General features: G+C 68.1%; 21 protein-coding genes and 1 tRNA gene. 12 read left to right on the top strand and 10 right to left on the bottom strand.

All coding sequences use genetic code 11. The features are described 5' to 3' along the window. Positions 1–200 precede the first annotated feature (200 nt). Both MEBOL_RS29565 and MEBOL_RS29560 read right to left on the bottom strand, forming a co-directional pair. Positions 201–1,541 (bottom strand): hemolysin family protein, encoded by a 1,341-nt coding sequence (locus MEBOL_RS29565; protein WP_095980572.1) that lies wholly within the window; start codon positions 1,539–1,541, stop codon positions 201–203. Positions 1,542–1,557: 16 nt separating this feature from the next. After that, the gene (locus MEBOL_RS29560; protein WP_095980571.1) at positions 1,558–2,373 is read right to left on the bottom strand and encodes a tetratricopeptide repeat protein; all 816 of its coding nucleotides are present in this window, start codon (positions 2,371–2,373) and stop codon (positions 1,558–1,560) included. A 436-nt stretch (positions 2,374–2,809) separates the two neighbouring features. On the opposite strand from MEBOL_RS29560, the gene prfA reads away from it, so the two are divergent. From prfA to MEBOL_RS29520, 8 genes are all read left to right on the top strand, one after another. Further along, on the top strand, positions 2,810–3,901 hold the full coding sequence (prfA, locus tag MEBOL_RS29555) for a peptide chain release factor 1 (RefSeq protein ID WP_095980570.1): 1,092 nt from the start codon (positions 2,810–2,812) through the stop codon (positions 3,899–3,901). Next, entirely contained in the window at positions 3,898–4,779 is an 882-nt protein-coding gene (gene prmC / locus MEBOL_RS29550) for a peptide chain release factor N(5)-glutamine methyltransferase (RefSeq protein ID WP_095980569.1), read from the top strand. The genes prfA and prmC overlap by 4 nt, the downstream gene beginning before the upstream one ends. 10 nt (positions 4,780–4,789) lie before the next feature. Then, complete coding sequence (gene murA, locus MEBOL_RS29545) at positions 4,790–6,055, top strand: UDP-N-acetylglucosamine 1-carboxyvinyltransferase (RefSeq protein WP_095980568.1); 1,266 nt, start codon at positions 4,790–4,792, stop codon at positions 6,053–6,055. Between the two features lie 164 nt (positions 6,056–6,219). Continuing rightward, entirely contained in the window at positions 6,220–6,612 is a 393-nt protein-coding gene (locus MEBOL_RS29540) for a zf-TFIIB domain-containing protein (protein ID WP_095980567.1), read from the top strand. A 192-nt stretch (positions 6,613–6,804) separates the two neighbouring features. Then, entirely contained in the window at positions 6,805–8,715 is a 1,911-nt protein-coding gene (locus tag MEBOL_RS29535) for an ABC transporter substrate-binding protein (protein ID WP_095980566.1), read from the top strand. Between the two features lie 67 nt (positions 8,716–8,782). Further along, positions 8,783–8,855 (top strand) — tRNA-Gly (locus MEBOL_RS29530). Positions 8,856–9,210: 355 nt separating this feature from the next. Next, positions 9,211–9,642 (top strand): hypothetical protein, encoded by a 432-nt coding sequence (locus tag MEBOL_RS41470; RefSeq protein ID WP_157775658.1) that lies wholly within the window; start codon positions 9,211–9,213, stop codon positions 9,640–9,642. A 63-nt stretch (positions 9,643–9,705) separates the two neighbouring features. Next, positions 9,706–10,740, top strand: a complete 1,035-nt coding sequence (locus MEBOL_RS29520; RefSeq protein ID WP_095980564.1) for a PA0069 family radical SAM protein — start codon at positions 9,706–9,708, stop codon at positions 10,738–10,740. 9 nt (positions 10,741–10,749) lie between these two features. Here the strand turns inward: MEBOL_RS29520 and MEBOL_RS29515 are convergent, their stop codons facing one another. After that, positions 10,750–11,115, bottom strand: a complete 366-nt coding sequence (locus MEBOL_RS29515; RefSeq protein WP_245918948.1) for a DUF952 domain-containing protein — start codon at positions 11,113–11,115, stop codon at positions 10,750–10,752. Between the two features lie 125 nt (positions 11,116–11,240). On the opposite strand from MEBOL_RS29515, the gene MEBOL_RS29510 reads away from it, so the two are divergent. Beyond that, positions 11,241–11,906: a hypothetical protein gene (locus MEBOL_RS29510; RefSeq protein ID WP_095980562.1), complete on the top strand. Its 666-nt coding sequence runs from the start codon at positions 11,241–11,243 to the stop codon at positions 11,904–11,906. A gap of 2 nt (positions 11,907–11,908) precedes the next feature. Then, positions 11,909–12,382, top strand: a complete 474-nt coding sequence (locus MEBOL_RS29505) for an SMI1/KNR4 family protein (RefSeq protein WP_095983084.1) — start codon at positions 11,909–11,911, stop codon at positions 12,380–12,382. A 251-nt stretch (positions 12,383–12,633) separates the two neighbouring features. Here MEBOL_RS29505 and MEBOL_RS29500 read toward each other — a convergent pair whose 3' ends face one another. The 4 genes from MEBOL_RS29500 to serC form a co-directional block, all read right to left on the bottom strand. Further along, complete coding sequence (locus MEBOL_RS29500; RefSeq protein ID WP_095980561.1) at positions 12,634–12,990, bottom strand: DUF952 domain-containing protein; 357 nt, start codon at positions 12,988–12,990, stop codon at positions 12,634–12,636. A gap of 79 nt (positions 12,991–13,069) precedes the next feature. Next, positions 13,070–15,163, bottom strand: coding sequence for a M13 family metallopeptidase (locus MEBOL_RS29495; RefSeq protein WP_095980560.1), 2,094 nt, complete (start codon positions 15,161–15,163; stop codon positions 13,070–13,072). A gap of 94 nt (positions 15,164–15,257) precedes the next feature. Further along, on the bottom strand, positions 15,258–15,818 hold the full coding sequence (locus MEBOL_RS29490; protein ID WP_095980559.1) for a chalcone isomerase family protein: 561 nt from the start codon (positions 15,816–15,818) through the stop codon (positions 15,258–15,260). A gap of 35 nt (positions 15,819–15,853) precedes the next feature. Further along, entirely contained in the window at positions 15,854–16,942 is a 1,089-nt protein-coding gene (gene serC, locus MEBOL_RS29485; RefSeq protein ID WP_095980558.1) for a 3-phosphoserine/phosphohydroxythreonine transaminase, read from the bottom strand. 193 nt (positions 16,943–17,135) lie between these two features. Here serC and MEBOL_RS29480 point away from each other — a divergent pair, with 193 nt between their 5' ends. Further along, positions 17,136–19,547, top strand: a complete 2,412-nt coding sequence (locus MEBOL_RS29480; protein ID WP_095980557.1) for a TolB family protein — start codon at positions 17,136–17,138, stop codon at positions 19,545–19,547. Between the two features lie 51 nt (positions 19,548–19,598). Here MEBOL_RS29480 and MEBOL_RS29475 read toward each other — a convergent pair whose 3' ends face one another. The 3 genes from MEBOL_RS29475 to MEBOL_RS29465 all read right to left on the bottom strand — a co-directional run bounded on the left by MEBOL_RS29475 (position 19,599) and on the right by MEBOL_RS29465 (position 21,513). Next, positions 19,599–20,315 carry an HvfC/BufC N-terminal domain-containing protein gene (locus MEBOL_RS29475; protein WP_095980556.1) on the bottom strand — a complete coding sequence of 239 codons (717 nt, stop codon included), beginning with the start codon at positions 20,313–20,315 and terminating at the stop codon, positions 19,599–19,601. Further along, complete coding sequence (gene bufB, locus MEBOL_RS29470) at positions 20,312–21,160, bottom strand: MNIO family bufferin maturase (RefSeq protein WP_095980555.1); 849 nt, start codon at positions 21,158–21,160, stop codon at positions 20,312–20,314. The genes MEBOL_RS29475 and bufB overlap by 4 nt, the downstream gene beginning before the upstream one ends. Before the next feature lie 98 nt (positions 21,161–21,258). Beyond that, positions 21,259–21,513, bottom strand: coding sequence for a hypothetical protein (locus MEBOL_RS29465; RefSeq protein ID WP_179956318.1), 255 nt, complete (start codon positions 21,511–21,513; stop codon positions 21,259–21,261). A gap of 417 nt (positions 21,514–21,930) precedes the next feature. Here MEBOL_RS29465 and MEBOL_RS29460 point away from each other — a divergent pair, with 417 nt between their 5' ends. After that, positions 21,931–23,469: a helix-turn-helix domain-containing protein gene (locus MEBOL_RS29460; RefSeq protein WP_095980554.1), complete on the top strand. Its 1,539-nt coding sequence runs from the start codon at positions 21,931–21,933 to the stop codon at positions 23,467–23,469. Position 23,470 lies beyond the last annotated feature (1 nt).

Below are 23,470 nucleotides of genomic sequence, written 5' to 3'. Positions count from 1 at the left end.
GGACGAGTAACACGCCCGATTTCAACCGATCAAGCACGACCCCCCGACAACCTCGGCGGGCAGGCAAGAAATCGTCCTCCGGCCGTGTGCGCGACCGGGCTGGTGCGAGCTGTAGCAGAGGGGTCTGACATGCGGGCGGGTTCCCCCGAGGCGTCGGGCCTGCGAGGGGGAACACGGGCGCCCGGAGGGCGGCCAGGAACTCAGGCCTCCGAGGCAGCCGTCACGGGGGGCTTGGGGCCCGCCTGCGGCTCCACCGTCACGCGCACCACCCGGGGACCTTCCACCTCCTCCACCTGGATGCGCCACATGTCCAGCTTGATGAGGTCGCCCTTCTCCGGAATGCGGCCCAGCTTCGCCATGATGTAGCCGGCGATGGTGGTCACCTCGATGTCCTCGTCGTCGATCTCGAAGGACACGTCCAGGCGGTCCTCCAGGTCATCCAGCTGGGCGGTGCCGGGCAGCTCGAAGCGGCCTCCGGGCAGCGAGCGCACCTCGTCCACGCGCCGGCCCAGCTCGGCCACGTCGCCCACGATCTCCGCCACCACGTCGGCGATCGTCACCAGTCCGGACGTGCCTCCGTGCTCGTCCACCACGAGCGCCGTCTGACGGCGCCGCCGGCGGAACTCGTTGAGCAGCTGCTCGAGCGTCACGTGCTCGGGCACGTAGAGCACGGGCCGCTGCACCTGGGACAGGCTGCGCAGCTCGCCACGGGAGAGCAGGAAGAAGAGGTCCTTGACGTTCACCACCCCCTCCACCTCGTCCATGTTGCCCCGGCACACCGGCAGCCACGTGTGGCCCGCCGCGCGCGCGTCGGCGACGCACTTGTCCAGGGGCTCCTCCATGTCGAGGAATTTCACCTGGTTGCGCGGCACCATGACCTGGCGCGCCGTCTTCTGGGCCATCTCCAGCGAGCGCTCGAGCAATTCCGCGCGCGCCGTGGTGATGGCGCCCGCCTCGGCCGAGGAGTGGAGGATGACGCGCAGCTCGTCCTCGTTGTGCGCGTCCTGGGACTCGTGCGCGGTGTGCATCCCGAAGGCCTTGAGCACCCAGCCCGCCAGGGCGTTGAGCACCCAGATGGCCGGGTAGAAGACCACGTAGAAGACGCGCATGGGCAGCGCCACGGCCAGCGTGGTCGCCTCGGCGCGCTGGATGGCGAGGCTCTTGGGCGCGAGCTCCCCGAGCACGATGTGCAGGAAGGTGATGATGGCGAAGGCGATGGCCACCGCCACCGAGTGCGCCACCGCGGGGCCGGCCGCCTCGGGCACCACGCGCGCGAGCACGGGCTCCAGCAGGTGGGCGAAGGCGGGCTCGCCCAGCCAGCCCAGGCCCAGCGAGGCGAGCGTGATGCCGAACTGGGTGGCGGACAGGTAGGCGTCGAGCTTGTCCACCATCTTCATGGCGTTGCCGGCCCCCGGACGCCCGTCGTCCACCATCGCCTGCAGGCGCGTGGGACGGATCTTCACGATGGCGAACTCGGTCGCCACGAAGAAACCGTTCGCCAGGACCAGCAGGAGCGCCAGTCCAAGAAAAACCCATTCCATAGGGAGGCTCAGGGGCTCAGAAGAGCGCCTCGAACCCGGGGTCGCTCTTCAACGAGTCGAACATCGTATCCGTGGCGAGCCAACCCTGGACCTTCTGGCGATCCGCCGTCACGGCCTTCTGCAGGAAGTTCAACGCATCGGCCCGGCGGCCCCACAGCGCGTAGAGGGCGGCCAGGTTGTAGTTGAGCAGCAGATCCTCGGCGTTGAGCGCGCTCGCCTTCTCGTAGGAGCGCTCGGCCTCGGCGTAGAAGCCCTTCTGGGCGTAGCAGATGCCCAGGTCCAGGTGGGCCTCGAAATTGTCCGCCTCCAGCCGCACCACTTCCTTGAGCTGGGTGATGGCCGAGCGGTAGTCCCCCTCGTCCATCAGCAGCGCGGCGAGCTCGTGCCGGGGGAAGGCGTCCTGGGGCTGCAGCTCGATGGCCGTCTGCAGCTCGCGCATGGCGTCCTCGATGCGGCCCTGGTCCGCGTAGGTGAGACCCAGGTTGAGGTGCGCGTCCGGGTACTCCGGATCCAGCTCAATGGCCTCGCGGTACTCCGACACCGCCATCTCGGCGGCATGCGTGGAGAGGAAGCAGGCGAGGTTGTAGTGAGCGGTGGGACTGTCCGGCTCCAGCTTGAGCGCGGTGAGGTACTCGCCCAGGGCCTCGCGGAAGAGCTTCTTCTCGGCGTAGACGGTGGCGAGGTTGTCGTGGGCGTGCGCGGAGTCGGGATCGAGATCGATCGCCTTCTTGAACTCCTTGATGGCCTCGTCGAGCCATCCACGATCGGCCAACTCGATGCCACGTGAGTTGTGCTCGTCGGAGAGAGCGATGTTGTCCTTTTCCCGGGCCATGAACTCGCGAAGCCAATGTACGCGCCGCCCACGGCGCAAGAAAGAGCCATCCCACCCGGCGGGCGCCAGGCGGTTTCCATCCAGGGGTTGCTAACGGGTCCGCCCCCGGCGAGCCAGCGCGAAAGGCAGGGGTGCTCGCCCCCTCCCCCTCGGCACAGAGGAGGAGGCGCATGGCGAACTACTTGCGGCGCTCACGAGCGCGGCGGCGCTTGAGGGCCGCCTTCTTCGAACCAGCGCGGTTGGACAGCTTCTTCTTGCTGCGGTTTCCCTTCTGAGCAGGCATCTTCTGGTACTCCGTTGAGGCGGAAATGGGCCGCACTGGCGGCAGCGAACCGCCCTTTTTTCACGCTCCCCCCCCGGAAGTCCACGGAATTTCTCGACCCCGTCCGGCCTTGCCAGGGGCTGGACAACGGGGCACAACGCCGAGCCCACACAGATGATCGATAAACTTGAAGACGTGGAGCGCCGGTTCGAGCGCCTGACCGCCGATCTGGCCAACCCGGACGTCATCGCCGATTCGGCGAAGCTGCAGAAGGTCTCCAAGGAGCGGGCGGGCCTGGAGAAGCTGGTGGAGACCTTCCGGGCGTACCGCAAGGTGCTCGACGACCTCAAGGAAGTCGAGGCCTGGCTGTCCAGCCCGGACCCGGACGAGAAGGCCTACGCGCGCGAGGCCCTGCCCGGGCTCAAGACGCAGCGCGAGGAGCAGGAGCAGGCGCTCAAGGTGCTCCTGCTGCCCAAGGATCCCAATGACGAGAAGGACGTCATCCTGGAGATCCGCGCGGGCGCGGGCGGCGACGAGGCCGGCCTGTTCGCCGAGGAAGTGATGCAGATGTACCTGCGCTACGCGGACCGCAAGGGCTGGAAGGCGGACATCCTGGACATGAGCCCCGGCGGCGCGGGCGGGGTCAAGGACGTCACCATCACCCTGTCGGGCGACGGCATCTACAGCGCCATGAAGTACGAGTCCGGGGTGCACCGGGTGCAGCGCGTGCCGGCCACCGAGGCCCAGGGGCGCATCCACACCTCCACCATCACCGTGTCGGTGATGCCCGAGGCCGAGGACGTGGACATCAAGCTCAACCCGGCCGACATCGAGATGCAGGTGATGCGCTCGACGGGCTCGGGCGGCCAGAGCGTGAACACCACGGACTCCGCGGTGCGCCTCATCCACAAGCCCTCGGGCATCGTGGTGAAGTGCCAGCAGGAGAAGAGCCAGGGGAAGAACCGCGCCATGGCCGAGCGCATGCTGCGCGCCAAGCTCTATGAAATCGAGCAGGAGCGCATCCGCAACGAGCGCGACTCCATGCGCCGGGGCCAGGTGGGCACGGGCGATCGCTCGGAGAAGATCCGCACCTACAACTTCCCGCAGGACCGGCTGACGGATCACCGCATCGGCCTCACGGTGCACAACCTGCCGGGCATCATGGCCGGCGGGGTCGAGGACGTCATCACCGCCTGCCGCACCCACTACCAGGCCGAGGCGCTCAAGCAGCAGACGGGCGAGGGCAGGAGCCCACCAGGCGCATGAGCGAGGAGATCTGGACCATCCGCAAGGTCCTCACCTGGACGACCCAGCACTTCGACAAGAAGGGCGTGGACGCGCCGCGGCTCACCACCGAGGTGCTGCTCGCCCATGTGTTGAAGACGACGCGGGTGCGGCTGTACGTGGACCTGGACCGGCCGCTGGAGAAGGAGGAGCTGGCCGCCTTGCGTGCCCTCATCGCGCGGCGCATGGCGGGCGAGCCCACCCAGTACCTCACCGGTGTGCGCGAGTTCTACAACCGCCCCTTCAAGGTGGACGCGCGGGTGCTCATCCCCCGCCCGGAGACGGAGCTGCTGGTGGAGGCCGCCCTGCACGCCCTGCCCAAGGACGCCCCGGGCGCCGCGCTGGACGTGTGCACTGGCTCGGGCTGCATCGCCATCAGCCTCGCGGCCGAGCGGCCCCAGGCCCAGGTGACGGCCACGGACCTGTCCCCGGACGCCTGCGCGCTCGCGCGGGAGAACGCCCAGACCCTGGGCGTGGCCGAGCGGGTGCGGATCCTGGAGGGCAGCCTCTACGCTCCCCTGCCCCCGGACGCCCTCTTCCAGGTGGTGGTGTCCAATCCCCCGTACATCGCCTCGGGGGAGATCGCCGGGCTGTCCGCGGAGGTGCGCCGCGAGCCCCGGATGGCGCTGGACGGAGGCCCCGATGGCCTCGTGCTCCTGCGGCAGGTCATCACCGGAGCCAGGCGGGTGCTCGCCCCTGGCGGGCTGCTTGCATTGGAGATTGGCGAAACACAGGGCGCGGCCGTCCAGGCGCTCCTCCAGGCCGCGGGGTACGAGAACGCGCGGGTGGAGAAGGATCTGGAGCGGCGGGATCGCCTCGCTTTCGGGACACAGCCCGTGGCCACCCGGCCACAGGGGTGAGACAGGACTGATGGACAAGATCATCGTGAAGGGTGGCCACCGGCTCGTGGGCGAGGTGTCCGTGTCGGGGGCGAAGAACGCCGCGCTCCCCATCCTCGCCTCGGCGCTGCTGGCGGATGGCAAGAGCGTCTACCGCAACGTGCCGGACCTGGCCGACGTGAAGACCATGCTCAAGGTGCTCGGCACCATGGGCTGTGGGACGGGTCGGCTCGACGGCGCCCGCTCAGACGTGTGCGAGGTCGAGGTCCACGGGCCCATCACCCCCGAGGCCCCGTACGATCTGGTGAAGACGATGCGCGCGTCGGTGCTGGTGCTCGGCCCGCTGGTGGCGCGCTTCGGCCGGGCCCGCGTGTCCATGCCGGGCGGCTGCGCCATCGGCGCGCGGCCCATCGATCAGCACCTCAAGGGACTCAAGGCCCTGGGGGCCGACATCCACCTGACCGAGGGCTACGTGGAGGCCACGGCGAAGCACCTCACGGGGGGCACCGTCAACTTCGACGTCATCACCGTGACGGGCACGGAGAACGTGATGATGGCCGCGGTGCTGGCGCGCGGCCGCAGCGTGCTGGAGAACTGCGCGCGCGAGCCCGAGGTGGAGGAGCTCGCCCGGGTGCTCAACAAGATGGGCGCGCGCATCGAGGGCGCGGGCACCTCCGTCATCACCATCGAGGGCGTGGAGGCCCTCAAGCCGGTGGAGCACGCCATCCTCCCGGACCGCATCGAGGCGGGGACCCTGATGGTGGCCGCCGCCATCACCGGGGGTGAGGTGCTGGTCAAGCGCGTGGTGCCCGAGCACCTGGAAGCCGTCATCCTCAAGCTGCGCGAGACGGGTTGCACCCTCACCACGGAGGACGGAGGCATCCGGGTGAAGGCGCCCCAGGTTCCGCACTCGGTGGACGTGAAGACGACCGAGCACCCGGGATTCCCCACGGACATGCAGGCCCAGCTCATGGGGCTGATGACGGTGGCGGACGGCACCTCGGTCATCTCCGAGCGCATCTTCGAGAACCGCTTCATGCACGTGCCGGAGCTGCACCGGATGGGGGCGGACATCACCATCCAGGGCCACACGGCGGTGGTGAAGGGCGTCCGCACGCTGTCCGGGGCGCCCGTCATGGCCACCGACCTGCGGGCCAGCGCCTCACTGGTGCTGGCGGGCCTGCGCGCCGAGGGCAAGACGGACATCCAGCGCATCTACCACCTGGACCGGGGCTACGAGCGGCTCGAGCAGAAGTTGCGTGCCCTCGGGGCCGATATCCAGCGGGTCAAGGCCTGAACGGGGGGGCCCCGGGGGTTGCTCGCGTGAACACAATGCGGCGGTTGGGTTGCATCTGAAAAATCATGCGACCTATCATTCCCTGAACGTCCGGGGGGCACGCCGCCCTCCAGCCGTCACCCCACGGGAGCTCGACTCCCCCCAACAGGAGAATGATACACCCCATGAATTGCCCCGGTTGCAGCGTCGAGATGGCCGATCTCGAAGGGGACCACGGCGAAAATTTCCGAGAATGTGGAGATTGCGGCGGGCTCTGGATTGATGTCGCGGACCTCAACCGGATCCTCCTCCACAACAACCTCACCGGACTCGAGGGGCAAGGAGGCAAGGTCGACGCGGACGCGCTGACCGGCCAGTGCCCTGAATGCCAGGTGGATCTCGTCCGGGTCGATGGTGGAGACCGTCAACACCCGTTGAGCTACGACACCTGCGAGTCGTGCGGCGGCATCTTCCTCGAATCCGAATTCGCCGACGCCACCGACGCCAAGAAAGCCGAGCAGCAGATCATCCACTTCTTCCGCAACTTCAGCAGGAACAAGAAGTCAGCGGCGGGCTGATCTCCCTCTCGCAAGGCGGCCTCTCTCTCGCCCGCCCCCGGTCCCCTTCTCGAAGAGGGGCCGGTCATACCCGCGCTCCGCCCTCTCGCCGCTCCTCCTCCTGGGATGAAAGCGTCAGGCCGCCTGTTGGCGATCCTTGACACCCGGGTGCCAGGGGATTGAGTAGGCACCCGAATGCCAAGAGGGAACGGAATGCGACGTCTGGGTGGGGTATGGCTGTGCCTGCTTCTCGCGGGCTGCCCGAGTGGCTGCTCGAAGGAGCAGGAGACCGAGACCCCCGATGCGGGTCCCGTGGAAACCGGACCCGAGCAGCTCAGCGAGAAGGAGCCCAACGAGCGGCCCGAACAGGCCCTCGTCGTCGCGAAGGACGCGACGGTGAGCGCCAGTCTGGGCGCGGATCCCTCCAAGCCCGATGAGGATTGGTACCGGCTCGCCCCGGCCAACCCCCGGGTGGCGGACGTGAGCGTCTCCGGCATCCCCGGCGGAGACGTGTTGCTCGAGGTGTACGACGCCCCTGGCGTGCGCAGCGCCAGCATCAACAGCGCGGGCGTGGGCAAGCCCGAGCGCTTCCCCAACCTCTTCGTCGAGCACGAGCGCTGGGTGCGGGTGGCCTCGGCGCGCAAGGGCACCGGCGGTGCCTACACGCTCGAGGTGCGCTACCACGCGCCCGAGGACGGCGTGGAGCGCGAGCCCAATGACCGGGCCGTGGACGCCACTCCGCTGCAGCTCGGGCAGGCCGTGGCGGGATTCATCGGCCACGCGGGAGATGAGGACTGGTACCGGCTGGAGCTTCCCGAGCCCGCCCTCCCCACGCCTCCTCCGGACGCGGCGGGGGCCACCCAGCCGCCTCCCGCGACGCCTCCGCCCGCCGCCGAGCCCCCGCCCTCCGAAGGCGGTGTGTCCCCGGAGCCGGGCACCCCCTCGGAAGAGTCCGCCACCGGCACACCGCCCCCGGCGGAGAACATGCCGCCGCTCGAGGTTCCCATCCCCGTGCCCCCACAGGCACCGTCTCCGGCCACGCCCGCCCCCGCTCCCCTGCCCGTGGAGCCCCCCATGGTGGCGCTGAAGATCGACCTGGGCGGCATCGAGGGCGTCCGCCCGGAGTTGTCCGTGCTCACGGCCGCCGAGGCGCCCCTCTTCACCACGAAGGGCAACGAGGGCGAGGCGCTGTCCCTGCGCAACGTCGGCGTCCGGGCGAGCGATCGCGTGGTGTACCTGGTGGTCAAGAGCGGGTGGTCCGGCACCGGCAAGGACGCGAAGCGGGGCTTCAACCCGGAAAAGGCCTACACGCTCACGGTGACGCAGGAAGAGGCCGGAGCCAACGCGGAGCTCGAACCCAACGAGGAGCTGTACAAGGCCACGCCGCTGCCGCTGGCCGGCTACAAGGAAGGCTTCCTGTCCCCCAAGGGCGACGTGGACCACTTCGTGCTGAAGACCTCGGAGCCCGTGCTCGCCCGGGTGGAGCTGTCCGGCGTGGAGCGCATGGATCTGGAACTGTCCGTGATTCAACCCCCCGAGGGCGAGAACCAGAAGGAGACGGTGCTCCAGCGCGCCAACGATGGCGCCATCAAGGAGCCCGAGCGCCTCAACAACGTGGCGTGCAGCGGCGCGTGCTACTTCCGCGTCCAGAGCGCGTCGCGCAAGGTGGAGGGCAAGTGGGTGCGCGACTACGAGAACGCCGAGCAGCCCTACCGCCTGTCCATCACCACCGTGCCCGACGACGGTAGCCAGGAGCGCGAGCCCAACAACTCCGCGGATCGCGCCACGGAGCTGACCCTGGGCCGGGCGGTGCGCGGCACCGTCTACCCCCTCAAGGACGTGGACTACTACCGGTTGGATCTATCGGACCGGCCCGTGCGCACGGCGCTCAAGGCCACCCTGCTGGGCATCCTCAAGGTGGACGTGGGGCTGTACCTGCACCGCCTGGGCGAGGACGGCAAGCTGTCGCTCGTGCAGACGTCGGACCGCGCCAAGGGCGACCAGCCCGAGGTCATCCGCTACAGCGCCGAGCCCGACGTCTACATCCTGGAGGTACGGGACGCCCGCAACCGGGAGGCCAACTTCCAGGACTCCTACCAACTGACCGTCGAGGAAGGCGATTAGACGTCTCCCTCGCGACTTGCTCGTTGACAAGCAGGGTCCATCCCCCTACTTTCCCCCTGCTTGCCGCGCGGTGGTAGCTCAGCTGGTAGAGCACGAGCTTCCCAAGCTCGGGGTCGCCGGTTCGAACCCGGTCCGCCGCTCTGAATGAAGGGCCTGGAACTCCTGGAGACATCCTCCAGGAGTTCCAGGCCCTTCGCTTTTTCCGACTCGAGTCTCAGCGGGCCAGGAGCGCTCGCGGCGGTGGTAGGGTGCGCCATGCAGATGCGAAAAAACCGGTGCGCCAATTGCAATGCGCCCCTGGCCGCGGGCACCTCGTTCTGTCACTACTGCGAACCGGACCGCCTGGGTGAATCCCGCTCCGCGTCCGAGAAAGAGGCCCCCCGCCGTTTCTCAGGCCGCACCCTCCTCAAGAGCGCTCTGGGCCTCGTGAGCCTCATGTGCTGCGCTCCACTGGGCGTCTTCGGGACGCTCCACGAGACGAGGTACGCCATCAGAATGGACGCGCCGAAATACAGCGCGCGACCGCCCCCCGTCGCGCAACGCCCAGCGGAAGACATCGCGGCGATGCAGGTGTTCATGGACATGCGCGATGCCGGGGACCGCTCCCTCGCGCAGCGCAAGCAGGAATGGCGCGAGAAGTACGAGGGGCACTGGGTGTCCTGGAAGGGGCGCGTGGAGGAGGTCCATGCAAACGAGGGGATCGCCAGTCAACTCGTGCTCCGGCCCGAGGAGGGCCAGACGTTGAAGGTGCAGGTGAACTTCGATCCCCTCTACAACGCCCAGCTCGAGCAACTGCGCGAGGGACAGGGAGTCCACGTGAGCGGCAGACTGTGGGGTTACTACTTCCTGGGCGATACCGTGCGGCTGTCCGAGGGAATGCTGTTGGAGCCAGCAGCGCCGCGCCAGGTGCAGACGAGCCCCTTGTAGACCCGGCCCCTCCGGTACGGAACCCCGCTTGACTGAACGTTCTTTCAGGCACACCCTGAGCGTGTGAAACCCCGGCCCGTCTCCAACCCGCCCAACCCCTGGGACACCACCGCAGTGGAGTACCTGGAGGAGATTCCCCCCGCGAAGCTGGAGGTCCTGGAGGATCACAGCCGCGAGGTGCTCGGGCGCAACGACAGTCCGGACGTGGGCTTCTCCTGGAGCGTCAACCCGTACCGCGGTTGCCTGCACGCCTGCGCGTACTGCTACGCCCGGCCCTATCACGAGTACCTCGGCTTCGGCGCGGGTACGGACTTCGAGACCAAACTCGTCGTCAAGCCGCGCGCCGCGGAGCTGCTGCGCGAGGCCTTCGAGCGCAGGAGCTGGAAGGGCGAGTCCGTCGCCTTCAGCGGCATCACCGACTGCTACCAGCCCCTGGAGGCCTCGCTGCGGCTCACCCGCGCCTGCCTGGAGGTCTGCGCCGAGTACCGCAACCCCGTGGGCATCATCACCAAGGGGCTCCTCATCGAGCGCGACCTCGACGTGCTCCAGACGCTCGCCGAGCACGCACGGCTCTCCGTATGCATCACCCTCCCCTTCCACGACGAGCACGTGGCCCGGGCCATGGAGCCCTACGTGGCCTCGCCCCGCCGGCGCCTGCTCACCATCGAGCGGCTGGCCGCCGCGGGCATCGACGTGGGCGTGGCGGTGGCTCCCATCATCCCCGGCCTCAATGACGAGGACATGGTGCGCGTGCTCACCGCGGCGCGCGAGGCGGGGGCCACCCGGGCCTTCTCCACCCTGCTGCGGCTGCCCGGCCCCGTGCAGGCCGTCTTCGAGCAGCGTCTGCGCGACAAGCTGCCCCTGCGCGCCGAGCGCGTCCTCCACCGCATCCGCGAGACGCGGGGCGGAGAACTCAACGACTCACGCTTCAAGGTGCGCATGCGCGGCGAGGGCCTGTACGCGGACACCCTCCACCAGCTCTTCGCGACCACCGCCCGCCGCCTGGGGCTGAAAACCACCATGTCCCTGGACAGCGGCGACAAGGAGAGTCCCTTCCGTCGGCCCATGAAGTCGGGCACCCAGCTCAGCTTCTTCTGAGCGCCCGTCCTACGGCACCCCGTCGGGGAAGGTGTGCTGCCCGTCGCCGCCCAGCGGCAGCGGAACCGCCGACAACACGGCCGACACCGGCAGCGGGCCGTACAGGTGCGGGAACAGCCCCGGACGACGCCCGCCCGATGCCGGCTCCCATCGCAGCGCCGCGCCCAACGCCTCCGGATCGACGGCCACCAGCCACAGGTCTCGCTCCCCCGCGCGGTGCTTGCGCGCGCTGTCGCGCACCTGCTCGGCCGTGGAAAAGTGCAGGAAGCCGTCGCGCGTGTCGTCGGCCGAGCCGCGGTAGGCACCCACCGTCTTGGCTGCCCGCCAGTCGTCGCCTCGGACGAGCGACGGGCACACCCTCTTATGCCAAAACACTGGCGCTTTTGATGATCCCGGAGGACGCCGCCGAGAGTATCGAGCGCCGAGAGTTGTCAGCCGCATCGGGTATCCCCTCGAATTGGCTACCCAGCAAGGGGTGGCCATCATCACGGGGGATTCTCATGAAGCTGGACTGGACGGCGGTACTGCTGATGCTCCTCGCCGCGTGCGGCTCCATCAACGAGTCGAGCGGTTCCCTCGGGACTAAACCCACGCCATCACCCGGGGCCAAGCCCGCTGTGAAGAAGGAACTGCCGTGGCTGATGGTTCCGGGTGGACGGATGAAGACAACCCTCTTCTACGGTCCCTGGCAGTGCCGCCGTCAATTCATGAACCAGTGCCAGATGCAGTGCGCCAGTGAAGGTTCCCCGCTCATGGGTTGCGTTTGGCTGGCCGATCTCAAGTTCGATTGGGAGGGCCGCCTCATCCTCTTACCCGTGGACGTTGATTCCGGGAGCCGCTACGGCATCTGGCACTGCTGCTGCAACTACCCCAAGCTGCCGACAGACAAGAAGGAAGTGGAGCGCAAGAGGTGGGACAGATTTCGAGAGTCCTTCCGGGAGGACTGGAGCAAGAAATTTGGAGAGTGGCCTGGCGATGGCACCAAGTCGTGGCCCGGCCATCACATCCGGGACCTCCAGCACGGAGGCAATCCAGTGGACCCCAACAATATTTTCCCCGCGAAGCCCAGCGTCCACGACCTGTACAACAGGGCGTATCCCGCGTGCTACGGCGGCCAGCCACCCTGGAATACAGTGGGCCCCGATCTGCCCTACACAGACAATTGACGATGCCCACGCCCATGAGCCGCCTGCTGGAGGAAGTCTCCCGCGATCACTTCCCCTATCCACCTGCTACGCCGGAGGAGATCGATGCGTTCGAGCAGAGGGTGGGCTGGAAGCTGGACTCGGACCTTCGTGCCTTCTATCTGCACTGCAACGGGGCGGAGTTGATCAAGAGGCTGCCGAACTCGCCGTATCAGATGCTTCCCCTGTCCGAGATCGTCCGAGCACGGGTAGCCATCTACGGTGAGGATAACGATACGTGGGGTCCTGCCTCGGTGTTCGCCTTCTGCGACGTACAGGACGGTAACTACGTGCTGGTAGATGTGCGTCGCCAGGAGAATGGTCTCTACCCCCTCTTCGACGGCGACCACGAGGCGTGGCCGGATCCGGCCTACTGCAAGCAGGTCGCCAGTTCCCTCTCGGAGTTCCTGGAGCAGGTGCTGCGAACCCGGCGCGGTCTCTATTGGCTGGGTGAATGAAATATCCTTCAATGGATTCTGAACCGATTTTGTGGCTCTCCTCCGTCGCAGGCGGTTCGCCATCTGCGTGGCGTTCGGGTTTGAGCCGGTTACGTGCCTCTCCTCACTTTGTATGTTCACCGCTCATGTGGCGAGCAACGCTTGTTGGAGCAGAAAGCATTCCAGTTCGCGGAGCACATAAAGTGCGGGAGAGCCACTAAAACGGATCAGGCCCACGACTGCCTCGTCGGCGGAGTGGGATTGAACGCTCCCTACGGCACCCCGTCGGGGAAGGTGTGCTGCCCGTCGCCGCCCAGCGGCAGTGGAACCGCCGACACCACGGCCGACACCGGCAGCGGGCCGTACAAGTGCGGGAACAACCCCGGGCGACGGCCACCCGAGGCTGGCTCCCACCGCAGCGCCGCGCCCAACGCCTCCGGATCGACGGCCACCAGCCACAGGTCTCGCTCCCCCGCGCGGTGCTTGCGCGCGCTGTCGCGCACCTGCTCGGCCGTGGAAAAGTGCAGGAAGCCGTCGCGCGTGTCGTCGGCCGAGCCGCAGTAGGCACCCACCGTCTTGGCTGCCCGCCAGTCGGCGCCTCGGACGAGCGTGTAGATTGGAGCGTTCATGCCCCTTCCCTACCGCACTTCGTGACGCTGGAGGGGGCGGGCACCCCGCTTGGCTTCATCCGGGCGCCCGCCCTGGCCACTACCAGACCTCGCAGCGTTCGGCCGGAGGACGCACCATCTTCGCGTCCGCCCTGCACGAGAAGGCCCGCTGGAACTCCGGCAGGTTGCCCACCGGGCCGTTCACCCGCCAGTACGGCGGCGAGTGCGGATCCACCAGCACCAACTGCCGGGCGAACGCGTCCCGGGTCTTCGAGCACCAGGACTGCGCGTAGCCCAGGAAGAGCTGCTGGCTCGGCGTGAAGCGCGAACCGCTCGCGCGCTTCGCCTCCTCCGGATTCTTGCGCAGCCACTCCTCCATGGCCGAGTGCGCCAGCTTCAGGCCCCCCAGGTCCGCCACGTTCTCCCCGAGCGTCAGGGCCCCGTTGACCTTGAGGTCATCCACCGCCGTGTAGCCGTCGTATTGCGTCTTCACGCACGCGACGCGCTCGCGGAAGGCGCTGTCCGAGGCGGGCGTCCACCAGTCGCGCAGGTTGCCCTCCGCGTCATACTGCCGGCCCTCGTCGTCGAAGCCGTGGGTGACTTCATGTCCCACCACCATGCCCATGGCGCCGAAGTTCACCGGCGCCGTCGCCTCGCGATCGAAGAAGGGCGGCTGCAGGATGCCCGCCGGGAAGACGATCTCGTTGAAGGGCGGGTTGTAGTAGGCGTTCACCGTGGGCGGAGACATCAACCACTCGTTCTTGTCCACCGGCTTGCCGATCTTCGCCAACTGCCGCGCCTGCTCGAACGCGTTGACGCCCGTCCACGAGGCGAGGAACGAGCCGCGATCCACCTTCACCGCGTCGTAGTTGCGCCACTGGTCCGGGTAGCCAATCTTGTTGACGATCTTGCGCGCCTTCACCAGCGCCTGCTCCTTGGTGGGCGCGTCCATCCAGGTGAGCGTGTCCAGATCGCGCTCGAAGGCCTTCTCCAGCTCCACCACCATCTGCTGCGTGGTCGCCTTGCCGTCCGCGCCGAACGTCTGCGCGATGAAGGGCCGCGCGAGCGCCTCGCCCAGACCCGCGTTGGTGTAGCGCACGCACTTCTTCCAACGGACCGTGTCCTCCTTCGCGCCCGTCAGGTTCTGCGAGAAGCGGAAGCGCTCGTCCTGGAAGGCCTTGGGCAGGGCGGGAATGCTGCTCGAGACGTAGTGCCACGTCAGGTAGGTCTTCCACTCCGCGGGAGGCGTGGTCCGCACCAGACGCTCCAGCTCCTTGAAGAAGGGAGGATGAGTGACGTTGAGCGCCTGCACGTCCTTGGCGCCCACGGCCGTGAAGTACACATCCCACGGGAAGGCCGGAGTCTCCGCCTTGAGGCCCTTGCGATCCAGGCGGTGGTAGAGGTTCTTGGGCTCGCGGCGCTCCACGCGCGACTGGGACACCTTGGCCAGCGCCGTCTCCACCTCCATCACCGTCGCGGCGCTCTTGGCCGCCACGTCGGGCGTCTCGCCGAGCAGCACGAAGACGTTCTTCGCGTGCTCCACGAACGCGCCCCGCAGCGCCTTCGACTTCTCGTCGTCGCGCAGGTAGTAGTCCTTGTCCGGCAGGCTCAAGCCGCCCTGGTCCACCTCGCCGATCATCTGGCTGGCGTCCTTGAGGTCGTTGTTGGAGCTGAAGCGGAAGAAGGGGAAGACGGCGCGGGCATGCAGGGTGCCCACCTGCTGGGCCAGTGCCTTCGCGTCCTTGGCCACCGTCAGCTTCGCCAGGTCCGCCTTGAGCGCGGGCAGCGAGGCCTCGAGCTTCGCCTCGTCCATGCAGGAGCCGTAGAAGTCACCCAGCTTCTGGGCGTAGGGCGTGCCCTCGGGGGCCTTGCCCGTGGACGCCGCCTCCAGGATGTTCCGGAGGATCTCCTCGTTGCGCGCCGTGATGGAGTCGAAGCCGCGCGACCAGCGGGGGCGGTCCGCGGGGATCTCCGTCGTCTTCATCCAGTTGCCACACGCGTACTCGTAGAAGTCGTCGCAGGGGTTCGCCTGCTCGTTCATCGCCGAGGCATCCAGACCGGCGGGCATCGGCAACGGCTGGGCGGGCGGGGGCGGCGCGGGAGGCGCCTGAGGCTCGGTCTGCGAGGGCGCGGGCGTGGCCGTCTTGCAGGCGGAAGCCATGAGGCAGCAAGCGGCGAGCAATGCCTTTCTCATCCAGTGTTTCTCCATGTGGGGGTAAGAGACGTGCGGGCCGCCACGAACAGGGCGGCCAGCGCACGGGTGACGAAACAGCGGGGAACGCGGGGACTTACTCCTCCCCGAGCATTCCCTTCTTCAGACTGCCATCCACGGGGCTGGCGCCCAGCCACACCGAGAAGAGCGCGTCCGCGAAGTCCTTGCCCTCCACGGACAGCTTCTGCCCCGAGCTGCTCTCGATGGAGGTGCCCTTGCCCGGCGCGTAGGTGAGCACCAGTTCCTGCCCTTCCTTCAAGTCGGGAATGCCCGCCGCGAACGTGTCCAGCCGCGCCTGGAGCGCGGACAGATTGCTCCCCGCGTTCTTCTTGAAGCCCTCGACGATGGCGTCGGTGATCTGCTTCTTCTCCAGGTCACGCAGCATGGACATGCGCACGCGCTTGATCTGCTCCGAGGAGATCACCTTCGAGGCATCCTTGGACGGGGTCTGCAGGTACAGGCCGACCGCGTACACCTTGAAGACGACCTTCTTGCGCAGGCCCACACCGTTGAGCTTGAGCTCCTGGCCGTCCACGGACGCCGTGTCGGGGAACTTCACCCCGGCGATCTCCTTGGCGTTGGCGGGCAGCGCGGACAGGGCGAGCAGCAGGACAGCGCACAGCGTGGCGTTCTTCATGAACTCCTCCTGGAGACGGGAAAGAGGCGGGCACCCTAGCCGTTCTTCCGGGCGAACTCCTCCATGAAGGACACGAGTGTCCGGACGTCATCCGGAGACACCGCGTTATAGAGCGAGGCCCGGATGCCCCCCGCGCTGCGGTAGCCCTTGAGACCCACCATGCCGGAGCGCGTCGCGGCGGCCACGAACGCGTCGTCCAGCTCCGGCGTGGGCAGGTAGAAGACCGCGTTCATGTAGGAACGCGAGTCCTTCTCCACCGGCGCCCGGTAGAACCCCGAGAGCTTGTCCAGGGTGCCATACAGCAACTCCCCCTTCTCCCGGTTGCGCTTCTCCAGTTGCGTGAGCCCGCCCAGCTCCTTGGCCCAGGAGAGCACGTTGCGGCACAGGTAGATGGCCAGGGTGGGCGGCGTGTTGTAGAGCGAGTTGCTGTCCGCGTGGGTGGAGTAGCGGAAGATCTTCGGGATGTCCTGGCGGCCCCGGGCGATGAAGTCCTTGCGCACCACGGCGATGAGCACGCCAGAGGGACCCAGGTTCTTCTGGGCTCCGGCGTAGATGAACGCGAAGCGGCTCACGTCCACGGGCTTCCACATGAAGTCCGAGCTCATGTCCGCGACGAGCGGCACGTCCCCCACCTCGGGCCAGGTGTGCCACTGGGTGCCGTAGATGGTGTTGTTGCTCGTCAGGTGGACGTAGACCGCCTTCGGGTCGAGCTGGAACTCGTCCTGCCGGGGCACGCGCACGTACTTCTTGTCCGGCTGCACCGCGGTGGCGGCGATGCGCGCCTGGCCCACGAGCTTCGCCTCGTCGTAGGCCTTCTCGCTCCACACGCCCGTCATCAGGTAGTCCGCGCTCTCGCCGGGGCGCAGGAAGTTCATCGGGAGCTGGGCGAACTGCTGCGAGGCGCCTCCCGTGAGGAAGAGCACCTGATGCGTGTCGGGGATGCCCAGCAGCTCGGTGAGCAACGAGATCGTCTCTTCATGGACGGCGTCGTACTGCTTGCCCCGGTGGCTGTGCTCCATGATGGACATGCCGGAGCCCTTGAAATCGAGCAGCTCCTCCTTCGCCCGCTCGAGCGCGGGCAGAGGCAGCCCCGCGGGGCCGGCATTGAAGTTGATGACGCGCATGACAAGGCCTCTCTTCGGGAAGAACGACCGAGCGGGAGATTGCGCCGAACGCCTCCTCCGGGGAAGCACGAAGCACCACCGATGCGTCCGCCCCGGCAAAACCGCGCCCCCCCGGCCAACCCCCGGGCGAGGGCCAGGAAATGGCGCTACGCTACGGGCCATGTGGAAGAAGACCTGGTTACTTGGACTCCTGATGGCAGTGGCCACGCTGTCCGGTTGTACTTGCGGCGGCGCCGACCCCACCCCGGGGACGCTCGATAGCGGCACGGGTGGCGGAAACGGAAACGACGCGGGGAGTGGCACGGGAGACGGCCGTGACGGCGGAGACACGAGCCCGGACGGAGGCATCACGCTCGACTCGCTGTCCATCTCGCCTCCCAACCCCATCCTCAAGGCCTCGGGCAGTACGGCGGCCACGCAGAAGTTCTCCGTGCTCGGCATCTACTCCGACGGGCACTCCGAGGATCTGACGTCCCAGGCCTTCTTCAGCATCGAGGACACACGGCTGGGCACCTTCTCCGGACCCACCTTCACCTCCAGCACCACCGTGGGCGGCAAGAGCGCCGTGCATGCCCGCGTGGACACCCTGTCCATCTCCACCGAGCTCCTGCTCCAGCTCTCCCAGAAGACGGCGGATCCAGCCCCGGGCTCCGCGGACGTGCCGGCCAACGCGGACTCGAAGTTCGGTGGAACGGTGGATCCCGCCCGCAAGCCGTCGCTCGTCTACCCCGCCGACAAGGTCATGGTGCCGCCGAACCTCGGGCAGTTGGAGATCCACTTCACGCCCGGCCCCACCACCAACACCCTGTTCGAGCTGCGCTTCACCAACGACATCACCGACGTGCGCGTCTACCTGCGCTGCTACCTGCCCTCGGGAGTCACCCTGCCCACGGGCATCACCCGGGGCTGCATCTACACGCCGGACGAGACCGTGTGGAAGTTCCTCGCGGAGAGCAACCGCGGTGGCCAGCTGGTGACGCTCGCGCTGCGCGCCACGGATGACGCGGGCACGTCGGTGGGTGTGTCCGATCCCATCTCCCTCCAGTTCGCCCGCGCGGAGATCAAGGGCGCGCTCTACTACTGGACCACCAAGCCGGATCAGGTCGGCGTGACGCGCTACGACTTCGCGGGCACCGGGCCCCAGACCGCCACGTCGATGCTCACGAAGAACAACATCAACACCAGCGGCGTGGGCTGCGTGGGCTGCCACTCGCTGAGCCGCAACGGCAAGAAGCTGGTGGCCGCGGTGGAGGGAGATCCGACCCTGGGCCGCAACGAGGGCCAGCTCGCGCTCATCAAGGATCTCTCCACCTACACCCCCGACGGGGATGGCGGCACGCCGTCCGACGCGGGCATCGCCCTGACGTCGAAGTACCAGAGCGCCTTCGAGTCCTGGAATCCGGATGGCAGCAAGTTCGTCGGCGTCTACAGCGCCGAGCAGGCCACGAAGTTCGGCCTGCTGCTCTTCAACGGCGACACGGGCGCCTTCGAGAGCCAGATCGCCAACACGGGCACGAGCCAGAACCCCGCCACCCATCCGGACTGGAGCGCCGACGGCAAGACGATCGCCTACACGTCCGTGGGCTATACCGGCTATCCCCCGCAGAACCGGCGGACGTTCACGGGCTCCATCCAGATGGTGCGGGAGACCGCGGGCAGCTGGAGCGCGCCCCTCACGGTGGTGCCTCCCGTGCCGCTCACGGGCAGCAACCCCTACGCCAAGCACCGCTACTACCCCGCCATCGCCCCGGACAACGCGTTCCTCGTGTTCAACGAGTCCACCTGCCCCATCAACAGCGACACCAGCCAGGACTGCAACGGGGACACGGATCCCACCGCCACGCTCTGGGCCGCGAAGCTGGAGGCCAACGCCGCCCTCGTGGAGCTCAAGAACGCCAACAAACCCGGCATCACGGATGACAAGGACGGCGCGGGCGCCTACCTCCAGACGCTCACCAACAGCTACCCGAAGTGGAGCCCCTTCGTGACCCAGGGCAACACCGGGGACACCAGCCGGCTGATGTGGTTGACGTTCTCGTCCTCGCGCAACTACGGCTTGCGCAAGACGGCCGACGCCAGCAACGCGTCCGAGGCCCGCAAGAGCACTCTCCTGTGGATGGCGGCGGTGGATCCCGACAAGGTGCTCGCGGGCGAGGACGGCTCGTACGTGGCCTTCGCCCTGCCCTTCCAGGACATCACCACGTCCAACCACATCGCCCAGTGGGCGCAGTACCTGGTGAGCAACGGCTGCTCCACGGTGGACGAGGGCTGCGACTCGGCCGGCGCCACCTGCTGCAACGGCCTCAAGTGCGTGCAGCTCAACCGGGATCCGCCCCTGCCTTGCGACATCGAGGGCGCGTGCGCGTGCAAGCCCATTCCCCAGTGCGCGCCCGCCTTCCAGAAGTGCTCGACCGTGGCGCCCTGCTGCGATGGTCTGCGCTGCCTGGATGACACCACGGGCGGGGATTGCTCGGGCGACAACTGCTCGTGCCGTCCGCCGTGCTCCGGCAAGGATCAGCCCTGCGGCGGCGGCTCCGCGTGCTGCAATGGCCTGACCTGCACCACCACGTCCAGCGGCAATGTCTGCCGGGTGAAGCTGAACTGAGTCCCACCGGGGCGGCTCCGGGTCCTCCCGGGACCGCCCTGGCCCGTGGGCTCAAGGCGCCAGCACGAGGCCTTCCTCCACACGGGCCGCCACGGCGTCGTGGATGGCGCGCGCGTCCACGCCCGTGGCCGCCGCCACCTGCTCCGGCGTGAGTCCTTCCACCGCCATCTTGAGCACCAGCAGCGCGCGGTCGTCCGCCGCGAGGAACATCGTCACCAGCCGCTCCGGGTGCCTCCAGAGCAGCGCCAGCTCCTGTCCCGGGGCCGGCCGCTCCGGGGTGCCCCCCCGCAGCCAGGCGCAGAGCTGGAAGGGATGCTCCAGCATCGCCAGCGTGGGGTTCACCGTCAGCCGCTCCACCCGCGCCGGCACCTCCTCCCTGGACATGTACACCGCGAAGTCCGTCCACTCGAAGCGCGCCAGCGCGGGCAGGAAGTCCGGCAGGCCCCGCGCGTGGGCCTCGTCCGCGAGAAATCCGGCGAACCCCTCGCCCACCTGGTTCATCTCGAAGGGCCGGGCGGGACGGGACGCCGCGTAGGCCCGGAGCAGCGCCGTCCAGGTCTCCGCGTCCACGCACCCGCGGACCCGGGGGTAGAGCTTGTCGAGCGTGGCATCGCCGTGGTGACGCACCATCTGGCCATAGAGCGCCACCCGCGAACGGGGGGCGTCCCAGCCTGGATGCGCCGCGTACAGGCGCTCCAGGGCCTCCGGCGCCGGGTCCGTGAAGTAGCTCTCCATCGAGTCGAAGAAGCCGCGCAGTCCGGGTTTCATCGCGCCTCCACCCGCGCCATCAGCGCGCGTGCCCGATCCGCCTCGTCCAGCACCGCGTCCAGCGAGGGGATGTGCTGATCCCATTCGATCAACGTGGACACCGGCCCCGTGCGCTCGAGCACATAGCGGTAGAGCGACCACACCTCGTCGCAGACGGGCCCGCCATGCGTGTCGATGAGCACGTCCGGCTGGCGCTCGTGCCCCGCCAGGTGGAGCTGCCCCACCCGCTCCAACGGCAGCGCGTCCACGAAGGCGCGCGGGTCATAGCCATGGTTGCACGCGTTCACGTACACGTTGTTCACGTCCAGCAACAGGCCACAGTCGGCCTGCTCGACCACGTGCCGCAGGAAGTCCGCTTCCGCCAGGGTGCCGCCGGGCATGTGCGCGTAGTAGCTCGGATTCTCCAGCAGGAAGGGCCGGCCCACCCGCGCCTGCGCCTCGCGCACCCGGGGCACCACGTGCTCCACGGCCTCCTCGGAGAAGGGCAACGGCAGCAGATCGTAGAGGTACGCCCCGCCCAGCCGCGCGTAGCACAGGTGATCCGAGAAGAAGGGCGCATCCACGCGCTCCACCAGCGCCCGGAGCCCGGCGAGGTAGGCCTCGTCCAGGGGATCCGGCCCGCCCACGTTGAGCGCCACGCCATGGGGCAGGAGCGTCCAGCGCTCTCCACACGCGTCCAGCGCGCGCTGGGGACGGCCCCCCAGGGTGAGGAAGTTCTCGGGGATGATCTCCACCCAGTCGAGCGCCCGGGAGGTCTCCGGCAGGAGCGTGTAGAACTCGCGCCGCAGCCCGATCCCCACTCCCAGCGGCTTCCACTTCCGTCCGTACGCATCACCCACCGGCATGCCGTCTCCCTCGGGGAAAAAGACACGGGCGGCGGGACAAGACTTCCCCACCGCCCGGATGAAACGACCCCCGGCGTCGCCGAGGGCCTGGAGGTTGACTACTTCTTGCCGCCGCAGCCGCTGGCGCCGCAGCCGCCCGCGCCACAGCCGTGCTCGGCGGCCTTCTCGGTGGTGGGCGAGGCCTTGCCGGAGCAGGTGCCCTCGGCGGCCTTCTCGGGGGTGGCGGCCGCGCTGTTCACGGTGGCCGAGCCCTGCTCGGAGGGGGCGGCCGCGGGCTTCGCGGTCGCACAGCCGGTGGCGAGAGCACCGAGGGAGAGGGTTCCAACGAGAGCGGTCAGGGTCTTGACGTTCATGGGTGTGGCCTTTCGGGTCATGGCGGGAAATCCCCCGCGGAAGGCGGGGGGTTCGCTCGTGAACCCGTACGCCATGCGGGAATTTCAGGTTACAGGGTCCGCGCGAGCGCACGCGTCGCGGGACCGCGCCGTGCCGCGGGGCGTCAACGCTCCCCGCTGGTAAACCGCGCTGGTAAAATTTGACAGCCGCCCTCCACGGGGGCCACGGCTCGTCCTCTTTCCAACAACCCTTGGTGAATCAACGGCTTAGACGCGGCCCAAGAGGAAGTCCGCGCAGGCCCGGCGTGCACCGTCGGTTCGAGGACAAGGGGGGTTTCGGCTGAAAACGTTTATTGCAAATCGGTAAATGCGTCCGCACAGTGGATGGAACGGAGGTGCCCCGGAAGGACACGTGGGCCCCCGCTCCAGGACGCGGCGATGAACGAGAACGCACTGAACGCGAACGTGGGCCTCAAACTCCGGGGCTTGCGGCTCGCTCGCAACATCAAGCAGACGGATGCGGCCAAGGACCTGGGGGTGTCCCCCGCCTACTTGAACCTCATCGAGAAGGGCAAGCGCGTCATGCCCTTCCCGCTGCTGTGGAAGGCGCTGCGCTACTTCGATCAGGATCCCGAGCAGTTCATGTCCACCCTGGGCGAGGGCCGCGTGGACGAGGCGCTCGCGAAGCTGCTGGACGAGCCCCTGCTCAAGAGCCTGGATATCGACTCGGAGTCCCTGCAGAGCCTGTCCGCGGAGCCGAAGCTCGCCGGCACGGTGGCCGCGCTCTTCAACCTCTACAAGAACACGCGCACACAGTTGGAGAACGTGCTCGCGCAGCTCAACGTGGAGGAGAGCGCGCGGATGAACGCGACGCCGGGCAGCTCGGCGGGCCCCCGCTTCGACTACTCCCCCTTCGACGAGGTGAGCGACTTCCTCGAGTCCCACCACAACTACTTCCCCGAGCTGGAGGAACAGGCCGAGTCGATGCGGCGCGACTTCAAGCTCGGGCGGTTGTTGTCGAGCCCCCAGCTCGTGCCCCTGCTGGAGGAGCGCTTCGGCTACCGGGTGCGCCTGGAGGCCGCCTCCAGCGGCTCCTCGGTGGTGCGCCGCCTGGACGCGGAGAACCAGGAGCTCACCCTCTCGCCGGACCTGACCGAGCAGCCGCTCAAGTTCCAGCTCGCCGCCTCCATCGGCATCCTGATGCTGGACAAGGAGAAGCTGGTGGAGCGGATCGTCGGCGCGGCGCGCACGCGGCACGCCGAGACGCTGCGGCTCATCAAGGTGCACCTGGCCAACTACTTCGCGGGCGCGCTGATGCTGCCCTACGGGGAGTTCTTCAAGGATGTGGAGCGCACGCGCTACGACGTGGAGCTCCTGTCCAACCTCTTCGGCACCACGTACGAGACGGTGGCCCACCGCCTGTGCAACCTGTCGGATCCCAAGCGCCGCGGCCTGCCCTTCCACTTCCTGCGCTCGGACATCGCGGGCAACATCTCCAAGCGCTACAGCGGCACGGGCATCAAGTTCGCCTCGGGCGGCGGCTCGTGCGGCAAGTGGGCCGTGCACCTGGCCTTCCTCAATCCCTCGCAGCTCACCCGGCAGTACTCGATGATGCCGGATGGCACGTCGTACTTCTGCTTCGCCAAGGTGCAGCTGCAACCCATCGAGGGCTCCATCGTGCGCGGCACGGCCTACTCCATCGGTCTGGGCACCCACGCGGAGAACGCCAAGTACCTGGCCTATGGGCTGCCCACCACGGACCTGCGCAAGGACGCGGTCCCCAGTGGCATCTCCTGCCGCTTCTGCGAGCGCACCGACTGCAACCAGCGCGCGGCCGCCAGCTACCGCTTCGCCTTCTCCTTCGACGAGTACACCAAGAAGGACTGCTTCTTCTCGCCCCTGCTGGTGCACGAGGCCGGCCGGGCGGAATCGCTGGACAAGGCGCCCCGGCGCCGTAACAAGGGCGAGGAGAACTGAG

Source organism: Melittangium boletus DSM 14713, assembly GCF_002305855.1.
In the GTDB taxonomy this organism is placed as follows: Bacteria; Myxococcota; Myxococcia; order Myxococcales; family Myxococcaceae; genus Cystobacter; species Cystobacter boletus.
This window is presented reverse-complemented; position numbering and strand designations above follow the sequence as displayed.